At 38.6% G+C, this 16554-nt stretch carries 18 protein-coding genes and 2 pseudogenes; 13 read left to right on the top strand and 7 right to left on the bottom strand.

From position 1 onward, the window contains the following. Positions 1-582 (bottom strand): GNAT family N-acetyltransferase (locus RAC86_RS22715; RefSeq protein ID WP_377886049.1); only part of this gene is annotated, 582 nt, incomplete at its 3' end. 150 nt (positions 583-732) lie between these two features. Here RAC86_RS22715 and RAC86_RS22710 point away from each other — a divergent pair. Further along, positions 733-1293 (top strand): TetR/AcrR family transcriptional regulator, encoded by a 561-nt coding sequence (locus tag RAC86_RS22710; protein ID WP_072566396.1) that lies wholly within the window; start codon positions 733-735, stop codon positions 1291-1293. Positions 1294-1563: 270 nt separating this feature from the next. Here the strand turns inward: RAC86_RS22710 and RAC86_RS22705 are convergent, their stop codons facing one another. The 3 genes from RAC86_RS22705 to pdxS all read right to left on the bottom strand — a co-directional run bounded on the left by RAC86_RS22705 (position 1564) and on the right by pdxS (position 3423). Beyond that, on the bottom strand, positions 1564-1785 hold the full coding sequence (locus RAC86_RS22705) for a hypothetical protein (protein WP_377886048.1): 222 nt from the start codon (positions 1783-1785) through the stop codon (positions 1564-1566). A 155-nt stretch (positions 1786-1940) separates the two neighbouring features. Beyond that, a complete protein-coding gene (gene pdxT / locus RAC86_RS22700) occupies positions 1941-2534 on the bottom strand; it encodes a pyridoxal 5'-phosphate synthase glutaminase subunit PdxT (protein WP_072566397.1) in 594 nt (197 codons plus the stop codon). Between the two features lies 1 nt (position 2535). Beyond that, positions 2536-3423, bottom strand: a complete 888-nt coding sequence (gene pdxS / locus RAC86_RS22695; RefSeq protein WP_072566398.1) for a pyridoxal 5'-phosphate synthase lyase subunit PdxS — start codon at positions 3421-3423, stop codon at positions 2536-2538. Positions 3424-3552: 129 nt separating this feature from the next. Here pdxS and pdxR point away from each other — a divergent pair, with 129 nt between their 5' ends. Beyond that, entirely contained in the window at positions 3553-4953 is a 1401-nt protein-coding gene (gene pdxR, locus RAC86_RS22690; RefSeq protein WP_072566399.1) for a MocR-like pyridoxine biosynthesis transcription factor PdxR, read from the top strand. Between the two features lie 36 nt (positions 4954-4989). Here the strand turns inward: pdxR and RAC86_RS22685 are convergent, their stop codons facing one another. Further along, complete coding sequence (locus tag RAC86_RS22685; protein WP_061186324.1) at positions 4990-5271, bottom strand: cupin domain-containing protein; 282 nt, start codon at positions 5269-5271, stop codon at positions 4990-4992. 34 nt (positions 5272-5305) lie between these two features. Between RAC86_RS22685 and RAC86_RS22680 the strand changes: the two genes are divergently transcribed. Continuing rightward, on the top strand, positions 5306-5785 hold the full coding sequence (locus RAC86_RS22680) for an asparaginase (protein WP_072566400.1): 480 nt from the start codon (positions 5306-5308) through the stop codon (positions 5783-5785). 335 nt (positions 5786-6120) lie between these two features. Here the strand turns inward: RAC86_RS22680 and RAC86_RS22675 are convergent, their stop codons facing one another. After that, positions 6121-7095: a LacI family DNA-binding transcriptional regulator gene (locus tag RAC86_RS22675; protein WP_072566401.1), complete on the bottom strand. Its 975-nt coding sequence runs from the start codon at positions 7093-7095 to the stop codon at positions 6121-6123. Between the two features lie 240 nt (positions 7096-7335). Here RAC86_RS22675 and RAC86_RS22670 point away from each other — a divergent pair, with 240 nt between their 5' ends. The 9 genes from RAC86_RS22670 (at position 7336) to RAC86_RS22630 (ending at position 15701) form a co-directional block, all read left to right on the top strand. Then, positions 7336-8634 (top strand): ABC transporter substrate-binding protein, encoded by a 1299-nt coding sequence (locus RAC86_RS22670; protein ID WP_072566402.1) that lies wholly within the window; start codon positions 7336-7338, stop codon positions 8632-8634. 12 nt (positions 8635-8646) lie between these two features. After that, the gene (locus RAC86_RS22665; RefSeq protein WP_072566403.1) at positions 8647-9585 is read left to right on the top strand and encodes a carbohydrate ABC transporter permease; all 939 of its coding nucleotides are present in this window, start codon (positions 8647-8649) and stop codon (positions 9583-9585) included. Then, positions 9582-10430: a carbohydrate ABC transporter permease gene (locus RAC86_RS22660; RefSeq protein ID WP_038429249.1), complete on the top strand. Its 849-nt coding sequence runs from the start codon at positions 9582-9584 to the stop codon at positions 10428-10430. The genes RAC86_RS22665 and RAC86_RS22660 overlap by 4 nt, the downstream gene beginning before the upstream one ends. Before the next feature lie 31 nt (positions 10431-10461). Then, a complete protein-coding gene (locus RAC86_RS22655) occupies positions 10462-11718 on the top strand; it encodes an MFS transporter (RefSeq protein WP_072566404.1) in 1257 nt (418 codons plus the stop codon). Further along, positions 11711-13210, top strand: coding sequence for a glycoside hydrolase family 32 protein (locus RAC86_RS22650; protein ID WP_072566405.1), 1500 nt, complete (start codon positions 11711-11713; stop codon positions 13208-13210). The genes RAC86_RS22655 and RAC86_RS22650 overlap by 8 nt, the downstream gene beginning before the upstream one ends. Then, positions 13185-14177, top strand: coding sequence for a carbohydrate kinase family protein (locus RAC86_RS22645; protein WP_072566406.1), 993 nt, complete (start codon positions 13185-13187; stop codon positions 14175-14177). Before RAC86_RS22650 ends, RAC86_RS22645 begins: the two co-directional genes overlap by 26 nt. 251 nt (positions 14178-14428) lie before the next feature. Then, positions 14429-14989 carry a sugar O-acetyltransferase gene (locus tag RAC86_RS22640; protein ID WP_072566407.1) on the top strand — a complete coding sequence of 187 codons (561 nt, stop codon included), beginning with the start codon at positions 14429-14431 and terminating at the stop codon, positions 14987-14989. Between the two features lie 84 nt (positions 14990-15073). Beyond that, positions 15074-15271 carry a DUF8096 family protein gene (locus RAC86_RS22635; RefSeq protein ID WP_072566408.1) on the top strand — a complete coding sequence of 66 codons (198 nt, stop codon included), beginning with the start codon at positions 15074-15076 and terminating at the stop codon, positions 15269-15271. 199 nt (positions 15272-15470) lie between these two features. Then, positions 15471-15701, top strand: coding sequence for a membrane protein (locus RAC86_RS22630; protein WP_014114053.1), 231 nt, complete (start codon positions 15471-15473; stop codon positions 15699-15701). A gap of 9 nt (positions 15702-15710) precedes the next feature. Here the strand turns inward: RAC86_RS22630 and RAC86_RS22625 are convergent. Then, positions 15711-16102: pseudogene (locus RAC86_RS22625) on the bottom strand (UPF0715 family protein). 18 nt (positions 16103-16120) lie between these two features. On the opposite strand from RAC86_RS22625, the pseudogene RAC86_RS22620 reads away from it, so the two are divergent. Beyond that, positions 16121-16504: pseudogene (locus RAC86_RS22620) on the top strand (ATP-dependent DNA ligase); the annotation flags it as partial. Positions 16505-16554: the final 50 nt, after the last annotated feature.

Here is a 16554-nt window from a genome sequence, read left to right as displayed (position 1 = left end):
ATGATCAAATCGCCTGATACGGGATTCACTAAATTCTTTAAAGCCGTTCTTTTGGTAAAATGATCTGTTGAGATCAGTATTGGTGATAAGGGCCAAGACGCCGCCCCCGCTTTTTGAAATAAAAGGTATTAGACAGTCATTGATCATTTTGCTGCCCAAACTCTTTCCCTGATAAGATGGCGAAACTCCTAATACTTCTAAATACCATGCCGGCTCTTTTAAGGATCTGTAAGATTTTTTAGCCTCATTAGCCACTGTCAACATGTTCAATACTGAAAATCCCCCCATTTTGATTAATTTTATCCCTCCTGCTGCTATATAATCGCTCAAGCTAATATCACGTTTATCACGATGTTTTAATAGAGCAGCAACAACAATTTCACCATTCTGAATGCCAACAAAACAGAAATGCTTTTTAAAATATGCTTTTGTTAGTACTTTATGCATTTCAAAAATAAATGAACGATCTTTTTTTCCGCGTTTTACGAGTAAATCCATAAAAGGATATTGCTTGAAAGATTCATGGAATAGCTTTGCCACTTTGTTTAATTCATCAGCTCTTGCTTGTCGAAAAAGAAACATTGATACACCCCCTTTTCCAATAAACATTTTTTGACTCATGAACACATGTTCATTATAATGGTAAGAAAATTTGAGTATCAATCTGCAATTTAGCTGTACATGTTCATTAATGGACAATACATGATAAATTGTATATTAACGGAGGACGCTATGGGGGACAGACGATCAATCAAGACAAAAAGTGCTATAAAACATGCCTTTTTAAAGTTGCTTCAGGAAAAAGAAATCAACAAAATAACTGTTTCCGATTTATCTAAAAAAGCAGATATAGGCCGAGGCACCTTTTATCTTCACTACAAAGATGTTTTTGACTTGTATGAGCAGATCGAAGACGAAATATTTGAACAGCTAGGAAGCATTTATGATGCATCTTTTCCAAGTGAGGATCCACTGAACATACTGACCTTTATAGAAAAAACTACAGAATACATATATCAAAACGTCGAAATTTTTACATTGTTATCAAAACCAAAAATGAATGTTCTTTCAATCAACAAACTTAAAGAATTTTTTAAAACGAAAATGATTGAGGAATTGAGCATGTTACGACAATCAGCAAAATCAATTACGGAAACTGAGAAATTCGAAACAACATTTATCGTTTCAGGTGTAGCAGGAGTTATAGAGGAATGGATCAAGAACGGGATGGTACAAACACCATCTAGTATTTCCGGTATCATACAACAATTACTGTTGAAAATCGAAGCATAGAGACAAAAGGGTATATATACTTTTTTACTATCTTGAGTACTTTCTTGCTTTACATGAGACTAATCTGGCTATATTGAAAGAATCCGTTTACTCCACAAAGCATGTTTTTTAAAGAAGAAAAAATTCATTTAATATTAAAGACAGAGTTAAAAAAGAAGCTGATTAATGTCGATCTGACAATACTCAGCTTCTTTTGTTAACTATATTTTTAATTATTTATTGCCAACCATTAATTTGCATCCAAGTCCAATAAACACTATACCTGAAACTTTATTTAGAATTGAATTTCTTATTATCTTTAAGAGTTTTTGTGGCTAATGTTGAAAAGTATGTTACAAACATGTACAACAGCAACACTATTGTAGCGAGGTAGCCCCTAAAGCAGAAAGGACATTGATACAGATTGTCTGATGCTGATGCAAACTGAGGTAAAAATGATAAATAGAACAGAATGTTTTTAGGCATTGCGATATTAGTGATAATCCCTTGCATATAATGTTTTTTAAGCGTTTCGTTAGCTGTATTCTTTAAGCTTATTCCATCACCTTTTTTAAAAGGTAGGAAATAGTTTTCCTTGTATTAACAATTAACAACCAAACAATATATTAGCTTAAAAAAGCAACCACACTGGTGGCTGCTTACATAATTTAACTAACTTCCCCTTCCTTTTGCTTCTGTTCCTCAACCATTTCCACAAATAGCTGAAGAAAACGAGTATCAGCAGTCAACTCTGGATGAAAAGCACAAGTAAGAACATTTCCTTCTCTTGCTGCAACAATTTTCCCATCATATTTTGCTAACACTTCTACATTTTGCCCCGCACTTTCAATATAAGGAGCCCGGATAAAAACAGCTTTAAAAGGATCCTCAAGTCCAGTTATATCAAGATCCACTTCAAAGCTGGCAATTTGCCGGCCAAACGCATTTCGCTTTACTGAAATATCTATAATTTCCAAGTAAGATTCATCTGAAGCAAGCTCCTTAGCGACTAACACTATGCCAGCACAAGTTCCAAAGATAACTTTTCCAGCCTTGTAAAATTCTTTTAATGGATCAAAGAAATCGTAACGGTCGATAAGCTTTCTCATCGTTGTACTTTCACCACCAGGAAGAATTAACCCATCAATTTGTTCAAGTTGCTCAGGTTTCTTGATGACAACAGCCTCTAATCCCAATGCTTTAATTTGTTTCACATGCTCTGAAACGGCACCCTGTAGTCCTAAAACTCCAATTATTTCCATCTCACCAACCTCGCTCTTGCATTCTTTCTTCAAGAGATAATTTTGAAATGTCGATTCCTTTCATCGCAGTTCCAAGCTCTTTAGAAAGCTTGCTGATTAGATCATAATCAGTGTAATAAGTTGTAGCTTGAACAATAGCATTTGCAAATTTTTCAGGATTTTCAGATTTAAAAATACCTGAACCAACAAACACTCCATCAGCGCCAAGCTCCATCATTAACGCAGCATCAGCAGGAGTAGCAATCCCTCCAGCAGCAAAGTTTACAACCGGAAGCTTACCCGTTTTTTGAATTTGTTTTAAAACCTCAAAAGGTGCTCCAAGTACTTTCGCTTCAGTCATTAATTCATCTTCGTTCATCACAGAAATTTTGCGGACCTGAGCAGTTACTTTACGCATATGGCGAACGGCTTCCACAATGTTACCTGTACCAGGCTCACCTTTAGTACGTAGCATTGCAGCACCTTCACCAATACGGCGTGCAGCTTCTCCAAGATCACGGCAGCCGCATACAAAAGGTACAGTGAAATCGCTCTTCAATAAATGGAACTCTTCATCAGCAGGTGTTAACACTTCACTTTCGTCAATGTAATCAACCCCCATTGCCTCAAGTACTTTTGCTTCTACAATATGACCAATACGTGCTTTAGCCATTACTGGGATGGATACTGCATTCATTACTTCTTCAACAATACGGGGATCTGCCATTCTTGCAACCCCACCCGCAGCCCGGATGTCAGAAGGAACTCTTTCTAATGCCATTACAGCAACAGCACCTGCTGCTTCTGCTACTCTTGCTTGTTCTGCATTGACAACGTCCATAATGACGCCGCCTTTTTGCATTTGAGCCATGCCTCTTTTTACAGTCTCAGTACCTAATGTTTTTTTCATTTGTTACACTCCATTCCATCAACTATTGTATTTAAAGAATATGTTGATTAGTATAAAAAGGAATTGACCACATTGAAAGTACCAGTTTCTTAAAAAACAGAATGTCAGTTTTAAGGAGATGCAATGAAAATGGAAATGCTATCATGTCATTTAGATAGATCAAGTGATATACCTTTATATGAACAATTATATTTATATATAAAAAAAGAAATTATAGCAGGTCGCATACCATACGGGACAAAACTACCCTCTAAGCGAAAATTAGCTGAATTTTTAAAAATCAGTCAAAACCCAGTTGAGACAGCATATGAGCAATTGGCAGCAGAAGGATATATTGAGGCTTCTCCCCGCAGGGGCTATTTTGTTATGACGTATGAAGATTTAGAATATGTACAAACAAATCAATACTTACAAGAAAATACAGAAGAAGCTCAGGAATATATAAAATACGATTTCCACCCAAGCGCTATTGACACAAAGAATTTTCCATTTTCCGTGTGGCGCAAATATGCCCGAAATACAATCGACAAAAAGAATCATTCCTTGTTACTGCTCGGAGACTCACAAGGAGAGATGGTGTTGCGGCAAGAAATCGCTCATTATCTTTATCATGCAAGAGGAGTACATTGTTCACCAGATCAAATTATTGTTGGCGCAGGCATAGAAATTTTATTGCAACAGCTATTGCTCTTATTAGATAAAAAAACGGTATATGGTGTAGAAGATCCTGGTTACCATTTGATTTTACGAATTCTGAAGAGCTATCCAAATGAAGTGTACGCTCTTGAAGTAGATGAGGAAGGAGTAAAAGTAGATACGATTCATCATAAAAATATAAATGTCGTTTATATAGCACCATCCCATCACTTTCCATACGGAACTGTACTATCGGTAAATCGCAGGACTAAGTTGTTAAAATGGGCTGCAGCGAAAAAAAAACGCTATATTATAGAAGATGACTACGATAGTGAATTTCGCTATAGCGGAAAATCAATTCCTTCCTTGCAAAGCATGGGTCTTGCTGAAAAAGTGATTTATTTAGGAGCATTTTCAAAATCATTGATGCCATCGATCAGAATTAGTTATATGGTGCTGCCAAGACACCTCTTGAAGCAATATAAAGAAAAGTTGTCATTCTATCACTCCCCCTCTGTCTCAAGAATTGACCAACACATTCTGGCTCAATTCTTGAAGGAAGGAGATTTCGAAAGGCATCTAAATAGGATGCGAAAGCTTTATCGCCGTAAGCTCGAAAAAGTTATAGAATTGCTAAAACCGTATGAAGATAAGCTCTCAATCATAGGAGAACACTCTGGACTTCACATAGTTCTTGTTGTTAATAATGGTATGAGTGAGGATGAACTGGTCAAAAAGGCATCTGAGGCACACATGAAAATTTACCCGATATCCACTTACTCACTCGAGAAAAAGTCTGAAAGTCCTCCAAAAATCATTCTTGGATTTGCCGGTATTCATGAAGATGAATTAGAAGATGCAGTGCAAATGTTGTTAAAGTGCTGGAGACTTTGATTTATTTTCATTCAAACAGAATACTCCTAGACATCCTTATCGGTTGGGATAAAAAAACAAAATAAACGTAGATACTGTGGTTTCCCCTATATTTTTATAAGTATGATACACATCTCCTGGGAAAACCACAGCTTCTCCAGAAGAAGCTCTGTAGACTTTATCTTCTATTTCAATTTCTATATTTCCAGTGGAAACGAAAACATATTCTTTAACGCCCTTATAATGAGGATTGGACTTATGTACGCCACCTGATTTTATTTCCATTTTATAAACCTCAAATTTAGTTTCATTATCAAAAGGAATAAATGGACAAGTCATATAATTTCCGTCACCTTCTATCAAGTGGGTAGAATTGTCTGATTTCACTATTTTTACAGATGGTTGCGGCGTTCCTGTACATGGTATTCCTCTTTATAATGCAGCATTAGGTTACGCAGAGCTTGCATGCCCAGATGGACTGAAACCTGAGTTAAAAGATTCATGTGAGAGAGTTTTCTCAGCAATGAATAATGCACCTGAGATGGTAGCTGGTACAGGCGGATTCTGCACTGAACTTATCAAGAAGACTAACGGGAAACTTATTGGAAAGCTCGGATCTGACGGGGTATATTGTGTAGCAATTAAAGGATTTGACATTGGTATTGCAATAAAAATTGAAGATGGGAATTACACTAGAGCAATAGCTCCGATTGTTATAAGATGTCTCGAGGATCTTGGTGTGTTAAATCCCTCGGAAACGAAAAATTTGAGGTCATTTAAAAGTATGAATATAACCAATGCTTCAAATAGCGAAGTTAATGCTGCTTTTCACCTTGACGAGGCAGTTCATTGATCTAAAGTTATGACTCGAACTATAAACGAAACATCCCGGAATGTTACTCTAGCACCTAATCATGAATTCCTCGATTGATTTTACTTCTAAATTAACCGTTAATATAGCGGCTTTTTCTCATCTCTAAGAAGATAAGCGAATCTTGTTTTACAATAGTAATACATTTTTCACTATTGTCTCCTCTGCCCTGCACCATGCAAATAAAACGGCAGGAATTATATCCCTGCCGTTTCATATCGTGTACGTTTCCCAATGAGATCGAACCAGATATCCCTTCCCTGATTATGTGAGAAATAATATTACTCCATTAAATAGAGTACGTACTCCAGCAATTTTTAAGTCGTCCCACCTTCAAAAAGCTGTACGGGCAAATACGTTTCAAGCGGCAAATCATCAAATTCGCCTTCAATTTGTTTTTCTAAAATCTCAATGGCTGTTTCGGAAATTAATTCGATCGGCTGTTGGATCGTAGTCAATTCTGGCAGAATAGCCTGAATGGTTTCTGTGCCGTCATAACCAATCACTTTTATTTGACCTGGAATGTTTTTTCCACGTTTTTTGGCTTCCGTAATGACCCCTGCAGCTATGATATCATCACTGGCAAAAATCCCGTCAACTGCAGGCTGTTCATCAAATAGTTTTGAAATGATGTTCCGGTAGTCTTCATGAAAAGACACTTCATATGTAATAGGCTGTCTTCCATATTCACGCATAACATCTTCATAGGCTTTTCTCCTGAGATTTGCGGGTGTTTCAAGTTCGATCGGCCCATTGATGTGAATGATGTGCTGACAGTCCTTTTTTATCAGTAGTTCTGCTGCCTTTTTGCCCCCGTCAAAGTTGTCTGAGCCGACGACAGGAACAGTTTCCGATAAGTAATGGTCAATTGCGACAATCGGAAGATTTTGCTGGTGATAATTGAGTATTCCCCGGTTGTAAGTGACGGCGATGACGCCATCCACTTGATTTCTAATCAGCATTTCGAGATATTTTTCTTCTTTATCTATTCGATTTAAACTGTTGCAAAGCAGCAGTTTATAGCCCTTAGATGTGCAGATGCTTTCAATATAAAAGGCGAGTTCGCCAAAAAACGGATTGCTGGAGTTTGGAATGATAAGCCCTATTAAATTAGTACGCTTTCGAAATAAAGAACGGGCCAAATCATTTGGAAAGTAATTGATTTCTTCCATCGCCTTGTAAACTTTATCTTTTGTTTTTTCGCTAATATAGCCGCGATTATTTAATACCCTCGACACGGTTGTAGATGAAACTCCCGCTATTTTTGCAACATCGTGAATGCTAGGCTTCATTCCCTTTCCCCCTGCTTTACTGAAATGGCTTACAATTCTCGTCACGCACTTATTTTAGAGAATCGGACTGACATGTGCAAGGATTTTCCATAGATCGTATTGTATATTCAAATTTGTTCTTTAAATTTAGAATTATGCATAAATTTATGTCAACCGGTTGACATGTGAAACCGGTTGACATACAATTCTTTTTGAAAGCGCTTTTACATTTTTTGTGCAAAAGGAGGGAAATTAACGAATATGAAAAGATTGATGTTAGGAAGTTTGTCGTTGCTGCTCATGTTTGCAGTCTGGGGTTGTAATAAAAGCGAAAGCGCAAATAGCAGCGGAAAGAAAACGGTTACAATGTGGGTGCACGTATCGGATGATAATGAGGAAGGAAAGGTTTATCAAAAGCGGGTGGATGCTTTTAATAAAAAGTACGCTTCAGAAAATATCGAGGCAAAAATTGAATTTATTCCCCGAAGCGGAAACGGTGGAGGTTATGAAGACAAAGTGAATGCGGCACTAACAACGAACACCCTGCCTGATGTCATCACTTTGGACGGACCAAATACTGCGGCTTATGCGAAATCTGGCGTTATTGCACCCTTGGATGAGTATGTTAAAGACCAGGATGATTTATTGCCAAGTATTAAGCAGCAAGGCACCTACCAAGATAAACTATATGCCATCGGCGTCAGTGAATCGTCGGTCGGCATCTACTATAACAAAAAAATGCTGAAGGATGCCGGAATCGATTTGAAAACGCTACCAACAGTAAAAGATCCTTGGACATGGAAGGAGTTTCTTGAGCTTTGCAAAAAGCTGAAAAATAAATACGATAAACCTGCCATCGATATGCAATTACAGTCAAAAGACGAAATATTGACTTATGCGCTCTTACCGTTTGTTTGGTCAGCTGGTGGGGATATTCTTACAGAAAACGGGAAGAAAGCGGATGGCGTCTTTAACAAAAAGCCAACCGTTGAAGCGATGACGTTTATACAAACGATGCTTAAAGAGGGTTATACAACACGTACCCCTGTCAAACAAGCGTTTGAAACGGAGAAATATCCGATGAAGATGAGCGGCGTGTGGACAATAACCGATATGAAAACAAACTTTTCCAACGTCGATTATGGAGTGATGCCATATCCTGTATCGCCAAAAACCAAAAAGCTTGTCTCTCCTTCGGGAAGCTGGCAGTTCGCAATGACACAAGCGTCTGAAAATAAAGAATGGGCAGCAAAATTAGTAGATTGGATGACTAATAAGGATTCCAATATTGAATTGAGCCGATCGATCGCCGCCCTGCCTGTACGTTATTCATCAGAGAAAGTGCTGACAAAAGAATTTTCTGATGAAATGAATGTCTTTATGCAGCAACTGAAAGAAACAGGTCATGCACGTCCGGTGACACCGGCATATCCGCAGGTAACTCGAGCATTTCAGCAAACAATCGATGACATTAGCTTTTATGATCAGAATCAGGATATTCAAAACGTGCTAGATACACGTGTAAAAGAAATGCAATCTGCCATCGATAAGGCAAACTAACAGGTGGGCGCCATGAATAAAACAATATTGAAAGAGACTAGACCGGCCTTTCCATTAGAAAGAAAGACAGTGAATAAAAAACGCTGGCGGGAAAACGCAGTCGCATATATGTTCTTAGGGCCGGCGTTGCTTATTTTATTAATGTTTCTTGTGATTCCTTCCATCATGGCTGTATACTACGCATTTACAGATTACTATTTGTTGACGCCTGATTTGCGTAAGTTTATCGGCTTTGATAATTTCATCAAACTTTTTCAGGATCCAATCTTCTTAAAAAGTTTGGGCAACACAATTAAATTTGTCGTCTTTTTGATACCGTTACAGATTGGGACAGCACTCGGGCTTGCCCTCCTATTGAATAAAAAGCGCAAAGCCAACGTTTTTTTCAAAGTCGCATACTTTAGTCCTGTCGTCATGTCACTGGTTGTCATCTCCGTTTTGTGGTTGTACTTGCTGAATCCGAATGAAGGTATGATAAATAATGTATTGGCGCACTTCGGCCTATCACCACAGCCTTTCTTGACGAGCCCTAAGCAAGCAATCTTTACGATCGTTGTCGTTTCCGCTTGGCAAGGAGCAGGTTTTCAGATGCTCATTTTTTTAGCTGGTTTGCAAAACATTCCCGAGGATGTCTACGAGGCGGCGCAATTAGATGGTATGAATAAATGGCAGCGTTTTATTTACATTACATTACCTTTATTAAAACCGACATCTGTTTTTATCTTTATCACAACGCTGATCAGCGCGTTTAAACTCCTTGTTCAGCCCATGGTTATGACCCAGGGCGGACCAGTCAATTCAACGATGACGGTTGTCTATTATATTTATCAAACTGGATTTACCGATCGGATGGTCGGATATGCAAGCTCGATCGCACTCTTGTTTGGAACGATTATTGGATTGGTGACACTCGCACAACGCAAGCTGGTTAAGGAGGATGAAGACCATTGAGACGTAAGTTCGGGCCATTGACAATTCTTGAGTATACGTGTCTTGTTTTGCTGGCCGTTCTATTTATTTTTCCGCTAATTTGGATGATTGCATCCTCAATGAAACCGGAAGCGGAAATTTACAACAATATGAACAGCTTCAAAGCGTTTCTGCCCTCTCTTCACCTGGCAGAATGGTTTTCGTCCTATAGGGAAGTGCTGACTCGGTTTGATTTGCTTATGTATATTGGCAACAGTCTTTTTTATGGTTTGTGCGTAGCAGCCGGATCTGTTGTGATTAACGGAATGGCAGGGTTTGCATTCGCCAAACTCCAATTTTCAGGGAAAAAGATGCTCTTTGGCATTTTGTTGGCACTTTTAATTGTACCGTTTGAAACGATTTTAATCTCACAGTTTACAATTATTCATAAAATCGGTCTGGTCGATACACGTCTTGCCGTTATTTTGCCGGCATTAGCGGGGGCATTCAATATTTATTTGTTCCGAAACTTTTTCATGGCAATTCCCGAGGAAATGATTGAATCGGCCAAGCTTGACGGGGCAAATACATGGCAAATCTTCTGGCGGATTATGATACCGATGTCTAAACCAGCTGTCGCAACTGTCGGAACCTTAGCCTTTATCGGCAGCTGGAATGATTATATTTGGCCGCTAATGGTTTTGACGGATAAGTCGAAATTTCCGATTCAAGTTGCGATTACTGCTATCAACAGCACAGAGCCTGTCTACACAAACCAAGTTATGGCTGTATTAACGATTTCCACCATCCCACTGATCTTGATTTATATTGTGGCTCAGCGCTACATTTTGGAAGGTCTTAGCGGTTCAGGGACAGGTATAAAATAGATATCAATGTTGGGTTAAAGGAGCTGTAGAAATGAAAGGCTCAAAAAGTCTGTATTGGAAACTGAGCGCTTATCTTTTCTTTTTCTTTTTCACATGGTCTTCCAGCTACTCTTTGTTTGCGATTTGGTTGGGACAGGAAGTCAAATTGAATGGATCGTCGACTGGGATTATCTTTTCTGTAAACGCTATCTTTACTTTGTGCATGCAGCCTTTATACGGCTTTATCTCTGATAAACTTGGACTGAAGAAAAACATATTATTTATGATTAGTGTACTTATCGTTTTTACCGGGCCGTTTTATATCTTTATCTACGGACCGCTTTTACAATATGATGTCTTCCTTGGCGCTATTGTCGGTGGTATTTATCTAGGAACTGCTTTTCTTGCTGGAGTTGGCGCTATTGAAACCTATATTGAAAAGGTCAGCCGAAAATATCAGTTCGAATACGGCAAGACAAGGATGTGGGGTTCACTTGGCTGGGCGGTAGCAACTTTTTTCGCAGGACAGCTGTTCAATATCAATCCGAATATCAATTTCTGGATTGCATCCCTTTCAGCAGTCATATTGGTGGCCATTATTATGTCCATAAAAATTGAGATGACGGATTATGATAAAGAAAGAGCAGATTCGATCCGGTTAAAAGACGTAGGAGGACTTTTTCTATTAAAAGACTTTTGGTTTTTAATGTTGTATGTAATCGGGGTGACATGCGTGTACGGCGTCTATGATCAGCAATTCCCGATTTACTACGCTTCTTTATTTCCCACTTCAGCTATGGGGAATCAAATATTTGGATATTTAAACTCATTTCAAGTATTTATTGAAGCGGGCATGTTGTTTTTGGCCCCCTTTATTGTTAATAGACTCGGTCCTAAAAAAAGCATGATTCTCGCGGGGCTTTTGATGTCTTTCCGTATTATTGGGTCTGGAATTGTCATCGGACCTTTCGGAATTTCATCGATGAAACTTATTCATGCTTTAGAATTGCCTATCATGCTAATTGCGATTTTCAAGTATTTAGCCGCGAATTTTGATACACGTCTTTCATCAGTTCTTTACCTTGTCGGCTTTCAATTTGCATCACAAGTAGGTACATCGATTTTCTCTCCGATTGCGGGTGGTTTATACGACAGTATAGGTTTCCGTCAAACATATCTTTTCATGGGAACCTTGGCTTTATGTTTCACAATCATTTCAATTTTTACTTTATTAGATTCAAAGAAAGGCGTTGCGTATACTCAACCTTTTCGAAAAAACAGATATAGGGAGGATGTCACGAATGGATAGAATCCAACAGGCAGAGGAAGCTTTGAAAAAAGCGGAGGAAAAGATGAACACTCGTAATCGATTAGGGTACCATATTATGCCCCGAGCAAACTGGATAAATGACCCGAACGGGCTTATACACTATAAAGGAGAATACCATGTCTTTTATCAGCATCATCCGTATGATGAGAATTGGGCCCAAATGCATTGGGGCCATGTAAAAAGTAAAGATCTCATTCATTGGGAACATCTTCCGGTCGCTTTAGCCCCCGGTGACTCTTTTGATAAAAGCGGCTGTTTCTCAGGAAGCGCAGTAGATTATAATGGAAAACTTGCTTTAATTTATACAGGGCATAATGTGATAGATCAAGAGAAAGACATTTTCTATCAAAATCAAAATATCGCTGTCAGTCAAGATGGGATCGTGTTTGAAAAGCTCCAGGAAAACCCTGTCATTGCGAAACCGCCGGAAGACAGCTCCCGCCATTTCCGCGATCCTAAAGTATGGAAGCATCGTAACAGCTGGTATATGGTAGTTGGAAATTCAACGCAAGAAAACATCGGACGAGTTATTTTATACCGCTCGCCCAATTTGCGAGATTGGGAATACAAAGGTGTTCTTGCCCAAAGCGATGGAGATCTCGGCTATATGTGGGAATGTCCTGACTTCTTCGAATTGGGCGACAAACATGTCTTGCTGATATCCCCGCAGGGCATTGAGGCAGACGGTGATTTATATAAGAATTTGCATCAAACCGGCTATTTAATTGGAGAATATAATGATGAAACAAATGAGTTTGTGTATGGTGCTTTTACAGAGCTGGATCACGGCCATGACTTTTATGCTGTACAAACGTTATTAGATGATAAAGGACGCAGAATAGCCATAGGCTGGATGGATATGTGGGAATCTGAGATGCCGACAAAAGCAGATGGATGGTGCGGTGCTTTGACATTGCCGAGAGAGTTAACATTGCGGGATGATCATAAAATTTTAATGAATCCTGTGGAAGAAACTAAGTTGTTGCGACAATCAAAACATCTGGATCGTGCTAATCAGTTGATCTCAGGGAATTACTTGGCAAAAACAGCAGAAGATCTTCTTGAAATTCAAGTCGTGTATGACTTAACAGATTGCAGTGCGGAATCAGTAGGTTTGAAGATTCTCGGCCTTGAAGAAGAAGAAACAGCTATCAAATACAGCATAATTGATCAAAAGCTCTCACTCGATTGCTCTAAGATGGGGAAATCGCGAGACAGTGTGAGAAATGCGCCGCTAGAAGCAAATGGAAAGCTGACACTGCGTATATTTATTGACAGATCCTCGATCGAAGTATTCGCAAACCATGGAGAAATAACGATGACTAGCCGCATTTATCCGAAAAAAGATCGATTGGGAATTGAGCTTTTTTCTGAGAAAGGCGCTGTAAGGGTTGAGGAATTCACCTATTGGACTTTAAAAGACATCTGGAAGGAAGATGAATCGCTTGAAAAAGATATTTTGCATCGGTGAAACACTGATTGATTTCATTCCAGTCCAAAAAGAAAAGGCTTTACAAGATGTCACATCCTTTGAGCGCGTTGCCGGCGGCGCGCCGATGAATGCGGCAATCGCTGCTGCAAAATACGGCGCGCATGCCGTCATGCTGACGAAGATTGCTAACGATCATTTCGGGGATTATATAGTTGGCGTACTTAAAGAAAATGGCGTAGATACTTCTTATATTATTCAAAGCGATGAAGGTGAAACCGGATTGGCATTTGTATCCGTAGACAAGTCTGGGGAAAGGAGTATCCATTTTTATCGGAAAAATGCCGCCGATTTGCTGCTTTCACTGGATGAGTTGATGTCGGAAAGATTTAATCAAGGAGATATGCTTCACTTTTGTTCAATCGATTTAGTTGACAGTCCAATGAAACAAGCCCATATCAAAGTTATTGAAGACTTTCAAAGAATCGGTGGAATCATTAGCTTTGACCCCAATATCAGGCTTCCTTTAAGGCCTGATGAGGCAAGCTGCCGTGAGACGATTCTGAGGTTTTTGCCTCTTGCAGATATCGTAAAAGTGTCCGATGAGGAACTGCAGTTTATCACAACCATTGATGACGAACAAGAAGCAGTCACATCGCTTTTTACCGGACTTGTTAATGTCGTTGTTCTGACAAAAGGAAACGATGGTGCGGCGATTTATTTAAAAAATGGCGAGTCGTACGAACATAAGGGATTTAAAGTAGCTGTTTGCGATACAACCGGTGCGGGCGATGCCTTTATCGGCGGCTTTTTATCTGAATTGATGTCAATCGGCATATCAAAGGAGACGCTGTGCGAACAAATAAGTAAACATCACCGGCGCTTGCTGACGTTTGCAAATGCAAGCGGAGCTCTCACTGCTTCTGTAAAAGGAGCAGTTCACGCTGCACCTGGCAGACAGCATGTACTGAACTTTATTTCGGCTAGGACGGAAATCCAAGAAAAATAAGAACTTAGAAATAATCCACTCATATTTACTAAAGAAGAGTGGATTATTTCTCTTGCACTGCCCAACTCTTACAGTAGTTTAATGTAAACGTTCTGCCATGAAATAAAAAATACTGGTGACTTATCTACTGAACTACCTCAATAAAGACTTGCTTATGAGGATAACAAAGTCGTTTTACAGGAACTAACTTAATTTAATTTAAACCTTTTTTAAAATCAGACATTATTAAAACATAACAAGGGGAGATATTAATGATAAAAGAAAAAGAGAAAATGTTAGCCGGGGATTTATATAATCCGTCGGACCCCGAGTTAGCAAAAGACAGACAAAACGCAAGCCAACTTGTTAGAATTTACAATCAATCTACAGAAACCGAAGTAGTTAAACGGGTTAATTTATTGAAAGAGTTACTTGGTTCATCAGGAGAAAACGTATATATGCAACCCAATATTAGGTTTGATTATGGATATAACACTTATGTAGGCGATAACTTTTTCGCAAATTTTGATTGTACAATTTTAGATGTATGTGAAGTCCAATTTGGTAATAACTGTATGATTGGACCTAGTGTGCAAATCTATACGGCTACACACCCACTTCATCCAACAGAACGCAATTCAGGGTTAGAATATGGAAAACCCATTACTTTCGGAAATAATGTATGGATTGGGGGAAGTTCAGTAATAAATCCAGGAGTTACGATAGGTAACAATGTGGTTATTGCTGCTGGTTCTGTTGTTACTAAAAATGTGCCAGATAATGTTGTAGTTGGGGGCAATCCAGCTCAATTAATTAAACATCTCGAAATATAATACACTAGCGTTTTCGATCAGTAAAAGAGGTATGATCCTTAAATAAGTTAGGCTTTATTCTGTTTCATCAGCTGGAACCAGCATATCGCATCTTTTATAACTAACGGGAACGACACTTCAATAATTTATGATTACAAAGATTATCCAGATGTGAAATACGGTCGCTGCGACAATTGCGATTACACTTTGTTCAAAAGCACTGTAAAAAGTGGTGAATTCTTGCGTGAATGCCGGCGTTGTGGGATGAAAAAGAGCATTTATTTTAATGCTCTTTTTGCTTAAGCTCTTTCTTTCTATTCCTTCTGTAACCTGCATAAGAGCCGCCAAAAATAGCGATAAACATTGCAATCCAAATGAATATATTCAAGTCAAATCCCCCAATTTTAAATAAAACACTTCTTTTATCTTGATTCTTTATGCTCTCGGATTAAGACGCGTAATCATGTTAAGGTTAATTCATGACTGCATAAGGAGTGATACCTTGCTAAAGGTTGCAAAAATTTCGGTTTCTTGCATTGCATTAGTCTTGTGCGTATACTCACTGTTCAATCAAAATGAATTATTGTTGATTGTTGTGCAATTATTTGTTGCCGCCCTTTTATCATTAGTCGGAGTTGAAGCGATATTAAGCAAACAAAAACTGTCTGGATATTTACTGTTTGGATCAGCAGCCTTCTTACTTGTTGTAAACGGTGTGAAATTCATGATTTAATTTAATGTGTTAATCTCGTAGGAATATCGAATCCCAAAACCAATAAATAAACGCAGCTACAATACTCATAATGTAATACTCAAAGCTTCTGAACATGGTAAGAGCATTTGGCGGATAATCAACAAACCAGAACAAAAACACAGCTGAAAAGGCCACTGCAATATAAATTAAAAAATTGATCAAACTGAATTTTCTGTGCCTTCTTCTTAGCCACACTTGCAAAGGGACAGCAAACACCAAGTAAGTGATTAAAGCGTAAAATGCAATGATGCTATAGTGACTAATGCGATTGCCATAAAACCGGAGTAAACAAACATATACAGACCAAGGATTAGACCATATGACAAACTTGAAATTGCCAGAGTATAAACATAACTGTTTACCGTTTTATTAGATCGCAATTTTATCCTCCTGTCGTAGACGGACTCGCTTACTTTAACCTGACCAAAGAAAAGAATTTAGAGCGAATCATACTCAAGAAAGCTGACTCCCCTTATGAGATTAATAAACGTTCGCATAATTGGCTGAAAGTGATCAATTACGATTACACTGAGCTTCTCATAACCGGCTACACGAAGAAGGATATAAAAAAATTCCTTCTGTCTTATCCTGATGGAACCGCAGCTGGATTTATGGAATTCATGCCTCATGCAGAACGTGGCAAATTTCATTCTATGAAACAAGTAAAGTCTGAATCTGAAGAATATGTATTTATTGAGCCTATCGTATGTAAGGTTAAGCACAGATTTAAGACTAAGCACGGGAAACTCCGCATACCTTCCTTCGAATCCTGGAGAGTGTAATCTCTCCGTTACATAACTCCTTAGTGCCAAGCCATTAACAATAAATGAAA

This window comes from Bacillus sp. LR_5, assembly GCF_042709275.1.
Note: the sequence above shows the minus strand (reverse complement) of the source record. Positions and strands in the feature narration are given on the sequence as shown.

Coding starts and splice junctions, on each gene's coding strand:
- RAC86_RS22710 (WP_072566396.1), top strand. CDS start 733: ATGGGGGACAGACGATCAATCAAGACAAAAAGTGCTATAAAACATGCC.
- RAC86_RS22705 (WP_377886048.1), bottom strand. CDS start 1,785: ATGCAAGGGATTATCACTAATATCGCAATGCCTAAAAACATTCTGTTC.
- pdxT (WP_072566397.1), bottom strand. CDS start 2,534: ATGGAAATAATTGGAGTTTTAGGACTACAGGGTGCCGTTTCAGAGCAT.
- pdxS (WP_072566398.1), bottom strand. CDS start 3,423: ATGAAAAAAACATTAGGTACTGAGACTGTAAAAAGAGGCATGGCTCAA.
- pdxR (WP_072566399.1), top strand. CDS start 3,553: ATGGAAATGCTATCATGTCATTTAGATAGATCAAGTGATATACCTTTA.
- RAC86_RS22685 (WP_061186324.1), bottom strand. CDS start 5,271: ATGACTTGTCCATTTATTCCTTTTGATAATGAAACTAAATTTGAGGTT.
- RAC86_RS22675 (WP_072566401.1), bottom strand. CDS start 7,095: ATGAAGCCTAGCATTCACGATGTTGCAAAAATAGCGGGAGTTTCATCT.
- RAC86_RS22670 (WP_072566402.1), top strand. CDS start 7,336: ATGAAAAGATTGATGTTAGGAAGTTTGTCGTTGCTGCTCATGTTTGCA.
- RAC86_RS22665 (WP_072566403.1), top strand. CDS start 8,647: ATGAATAAAACAATATTGAAAGAGACTAGACCGGCCTTTCCATTAGAA.
- RAC86_RS22655 (WP_072566404.1), top strand. CDS start 10,462: ATGAAAGGCTCAAAAAGTCTGTATTGGAAACTGAGCGCTTATCTTTTC.
- RAC86_RS22650 (WP_072566405.1), top strand. CDS start 11,711: ATGGATAGAATCCAACAGGCAGAGGAAGCTTTGAAAAAAGCGGAGGAA.
- RAC86_RS22640 (WP_072566407.1), top strand. CDS start 14,429: ATGATAAAAGAAAAAGAGAAAATGTTAGCCGGGGATTTATATAATCCG.